Below are 4,234 nucleotides of genomic sequence, written 5' to 3' on the forward strand. Positions count from 1 at the left end.
CGCACAGACTGCCTGCCTACCTTCAGCGTGCCGGCGGTAAATGGTGGCCGCCCGGCGTTAAGCCGACGCGTCCACTGTCAGCGCGGTTGCCGGTCAGCCCCCAATGAACATAATGTGGCATTAAGCGAAATGGGCCTGCACGGCCCACCACGCTTAACGGCACATTATGTCGGCACCGCCCACCGCAGGGCGCTGCGCGGCCACCTCAACAACGGTGAGCGGCTGGCCGCCGGATTGAGCTTCTCAGCCCCAGAGGCGCACCGGGCTGCGCCCGCTGCTGTCAGCCGCGGTGCCAAAACCCACCGCCGCAGTCGCCGCCCTCCCTGGCGGCTCCGGGGCGAAAATCTGCCTTAAACCGTTGTCAGTCAGTCCGTTAAGGTCAACCGCCCTGAAGGCAGGCCAGCAAGCTGGCCGCAGTTTATTGCCCCCGCCCAACCCTGCTGCACTGGCTGCGTCCGGCTCGCAGTCGCAGGCTCCTTGCTCGTCTCCGTACTCGCCATCTTCGCCCCATCCGCCCCCGCGAGCGGGGGCTCCCCGCAGAAATCCATCGATAAGCGGGCTTCGCCAGCCCGCACCCGGCCAACCCGCGTCAGCGGCGCAGACAAGCTGCCCCGCCGCCACGGGTTCCCAATAAAAACCGGTTCTGGCAGGAAAAGCGGGCGGAAACCCGACACTGACATCGGGGAAAAAGTGAGCTAAAATCGGCCAAGTGCTCGTCGGGGCGAGTTAACATGTTCTTTAACAGGGTGGGAAAAAGCGGTGGAGAAAAAGGCTGCTAAATCAGGGGGAAAGGTTCGCTCAATCGTATGATGGCGTCGGGATAGTCCCTAAGATCCTCTCGGGCTAAATGGGGGTCCGAACCCGTATGCGTATGTCCATAATCCGACGAACTGGGTTGATCCGCTCGGATTGACAGGATGTCCAGTAAAAGAATTTGATATAGTTCCATATCGCCCAACCACTTCACCTTTAGAAAATCATCATGGTGTACTTGATATTTGGATGGCTAAAAATGTTCCCGAATACGGAGGAAAATATCCTAAGAATTCTCCAACGATTGCATTATCTAAAGACGCACATGATGCAACAAAATCTACGTATAGAGATTGGTTAAGAGAAAAGACTGGTAAACCTGTTGGTGGAAAAATTGACTGGAATAATATTAGTAACAGAGAAATGCATAAATTAACAGAGAAGATGTTCGACTCTGCAAATGTGCCTCAGGTAAACAGAGGTGCGTATTATAGAGCGCTAAATCAGTACCTTTACTCTGGCTCTTTTGATCCTGTAAAATTCTGAGGTTTTTTATGAATAATATAAAATTTATTTTGGATGAGATAAGTAAAAACCCAAGGTGTGAAATATATTCACCAAAAGATGGGTTGTTATCCCTGCCAAATGAAGAAGTGAAATATCCAAATGATTTAATTGATTTTTATAAGCAATGCGACGGCGTTAGATTATTTGAAAAAAATCAAGATGATGTTTCTTTTACAATAGTTCCTGCGAGAAGAGTTATTCAAGCTAATCCAATAATTGTAGGGGAAGCATGTGAGAATGATATTTCATCGACATGGTATATAATATGTGAAATTGATAATGGTGAATATTTAACAATTGATTTGAACAAAAATAGAAATGGGCGTTGTTATGATAGCAACTATGAAATTCATGGAGTCGTTGGCAGTTGCCCTATAATAGCTAATTCTTTTTCAGAGTTATTAATCGAATTATACAAATCTAATGGTAAAGATTTATTTTGGATAAACGATGAGTTTCATAATAAAGGTTATGGTGATGCTTATGATTAATAATTCATTGTCTATATAAATCAGAATTTTAATAATATCAATATCATATATTAAACCGGAAGATCCCCCGAGATCTTCCGATCTTATTATGATCTACCTTGGTGCATATCCACAGTAAGCCAACGCAGACTGGAGCTTATAAATCGCATCTTTGATCTGATACGCTTCCTCGTCATTCACGGCACAGGCCCGTATCTCAGACCAGTTCAGCCGCTTAACCAGTTGGGCTAAGGCCAGCGCTTCAATGTGAGTTAACTGAATGTCCTGCAAATGTTCAATCACCACTTTCATTTTATCCTCTCCCTTAGCCCGCATTGTATTCAGCCAGCATCTCCCGCATCCGCAGCTTAATCTCATTAAGTTGGCTTTGCTGCCGCTGGTATTGCTGCTGATAGTGTTGTGTGGCTTCACTGTCAGGAATGAGCACCAGACAGCCATCCATCACCTTCACCGTAATCTGGCCCCCGGTATTAAACCCCGCCTGTCTCAGCCACTGTCCCTTAAGATGTATCGCCGGTGTGGCGTTGTTGACCCTGTTCCCGTTCGGTACATAGCCCACCGTGTAATAACGTTCTGTTTTCACGGCTTTATTTACCGCCGTTTCTGCTTTAGAATGCGCCTTAGCCATAGTGACTACTCCTATTAGTTGCTGTGGTGAGCGGATTGTCAGTGTTGGCGCACTGGCAATCCGCGTTAGCTTTATTCGTTACTCTTCTTTCTTCTTCGCTGCCTGTCTGGCTGAATCCCAACGTCGGGACTGATACTTGATAATTAAACTCTCCAGCACTTCACGAACAATACTCTGTTCATCATCAGGAAGCTGGCTGATGGCTTCAAACTGCAAGGAAAGTTCATCAACCGGTACACGTTCATGTTCATCAAATAACAAAAAGTCCGTGCTGACATTCAGCGAAGTCGCGATCTTCTTCAATACATCAAGGGAAGGCTGAGCCTGCCCTGTCTCGTACTTCTTCCAGCTATTAGCATGAATCCCAATAGCATCAGCCATCGCCTGCTGAGATAAGCTACGTTGCTTACGTAAAGTAATGAGTCGTTCAGATAAGGGCATAGATAAGCACCAGTAAACCGAGTGACTCATGATTTTACCCCCTTGATTAATATCCACTTGACGATAGTACATATATATGTGCCATAATAAAACACATTAATGGTCTTGACAAGGTTTTAAAGGAACAAACTTATGGCACGCATCCCGGAAGCCGAATTACAGCACCTGAAAGCCGCCGTCTCCTTAGTCGCCGTGGTGGAGCAACAGGGGCGACAGCTCTTTAAACGCGGCAACGATTACGTGCTGCTGTGCCCGTTCCATCAGGAGAAAACCCCGTCAATGGTTATCTCACCGGCAAAAAATCTCTATCACTGTTTTGGCTGTGATGCCGGCGGCTCAGTGCTGGACTGGGTAATGAAAACTAAGGGCTTAAGTCTGCGCCGGGCCGTGGAACAGTTGCGCGGGATACTGGGAGATAACCCCTCGGTGGCCCCGCTGGTGCAACCGGATGAACCGGCCATGCTGGCCGAGGATGACGCCGGACGGCAGGCGCTGCTCAGTCGGGTCGTCGGGTTCTACCATCATACGCTGCTGAATGCCCCCGAAGCCCTGGCTTATCTGGAAAAACGCCGGCTCAACCACCCGGAATTAGTCGCCCGGTTTAAACTGGGCTTTGCCAACCGCACGTTAGCCTATCGCCTGCCCATCAAGGCGGTGCAGGCCGGCGCACAGATCCGCGCCCGTCTTCGGGCCGTGGGGCTGATGCGCGACAGCGGGCACGAGCACTTTACCGGTTCGCTGGTCATACCGGTTATCGACCCGAACGGCCAGATCCGCGAGATCTACGGGCGCAAAATCACCGACCGTTTACGTAAAGGAACGCCGCTGCATCTGTACCTGCCCGGCGCACATGGCGGAATATGGAATGAGCCGGCGCTGATCAGTTCAGGGACGGTCATCCTCTGCGAATCGTTGATCGACGCCCTGTCATTCTGGGTGGCCGGTCACCGCCATGTCACCGCCGCCTATGGGGTGAACGGCTTCACCGATGAGATGCGGCAGGCGTTTCGGCAGCATGGCGTTAAGCAGGTCTTGATCGCCTACGACAATGATCCGGCAGGCAATGAAGCGGCGGTAAAACTGGCCGCAGAACTCACCGCCGTCGGTATCACCGTGTTCCGGGTGGTGTTCCCCGAGGGTATGGATGCCAACGGCTATCTGTGTCAGGTCGCCGAGCCGGAACGGGCCTTCGCGTTGTTGCTGGACAGTGCCGTGCCGATGCAGGACGCGGCAGAGGTACAGGCCACCACCGCCACAGAGCGGGCCGCGCTGGCAGAACATCAGCCGGTTCCGGTGCCGGAAACGGTCAGCGCCTTAGCCGCCGGAATAGCCGCGTTGCCGTCAATGCCCAATG

The 4,234-nt window shown here is 51.0% G+C and carries 7 protein-coding genes; 3 read left to right on the top strand and 4 right to left on the bottom strand.

The features are described 5' to 3' along the window. Positions 1 to 22: 22 nt before the first annotated feature. Positions 23 to 163, bottom strand: coding sequence for a hypothetical protein (locus tag CKY02_RS25080; protein ID WP_162120803.1), 141 nt, complete (start codon positions 161 to 163; stop codon positions 23 to 25). Between the two features lie 746 nt (positions 164 to 909). Between CKY02_RS25080 and CKY02_RS22325 the strand changes: the two genes are divergently transcribed. Further along, positions 910 to 1,299 carry a sugar-binding protein gene (locus CKY02_RS22325; protein WP_065822085.1) on the top strand — a complete coding sequence of 130 codons (390 nt, stop codon included), beginning with the start codon at positions 910 to 912 and terminating at the stop codon, positions 1,297 to 1,299. Between the two features lie 8 nt (positions 1,300 to 1,307). Then, the gene (locus CKY02_RS22330; protein WP_065822083.1) at positions 1,308 to 1,811 is read left to right on the top strand and encodes an SMI1/KNR4 family protein; all 504 of its coding nucleotides are present in this window, start codon (positions 1,308 to 1,310) and stop codon (positions 1,809 to 1,811) included. A gap of 93 nt (positions 1,812 to 1,904) precedes the next feature. On the opposite strand, the gene CKY02_RS22335 is transcribed toward CKY02_RS22330, so the two are convergent. The 3 genes from CKY02_RS22335 to CKY02_RS22345 form a co-directional block, all read right to left on the bottom strand. Then, positions 1,905 to 2,102: a DUF7706 family protein gene (locus CKY02_RS22335; RefSeq protein ID WP_112896937.1), complete on the bottom strand. Its 198-nt coding sequence runs from the start codon at positions 2,100 to 2,102 to the stop codon at positions 1,905 to 1,907. Positions 2,103 to 2,115: 13 nt separating this feature from the next. Next, the gene (locus CKY02_RS22340; protein WP_112896938.1) at positions 2,116 to 2,439 is read right to left on the bottom strand and encodes a SymE family type I addiction module toxin; all 324 of its coding nucleotides are present in this window, start codon (positions 2,437 to 2,439) and stop codon (positions 2,116 to 2,118) included. Positions 2,440 to 2,517: 78 nt separating this feature from the next. Further along, a complete protein-coding gene (locus CKY02_RS22345; protein WP_338047391.1) occupies positions 2,518 to 2,880 on the bottom strand; it encodes a helix-turn-helix domain-containing protein in 363 nt (120 codons plus the stop codon). A 132-nt stretch (positions 2,881 to 3,012) separates the two neighbouring features. Here CKY02_RS22345 and CKY02_RS22350 point away from each other — a divergent pair. Beyond that, on the top strand, positions 3,013 to 4,234 hold a 1,222-nt coding region (locus CKY02_RS22350; RefSeq protein ID WP_146747488.1), incomplete at its 3' end, for a CHC2 zinc finger domain-containing protein.

Source organism: Photorhabdus bodei (assembly GCF_003287735.1).
In the GTDB taxonomy this organism is placed as follows: Bacteria; Pseudomonadota; Gammaproteobacteria; order Enterobacterales; family Enterobacteriaceae; genus Photorhabdus; species Photorhabdus kayaii.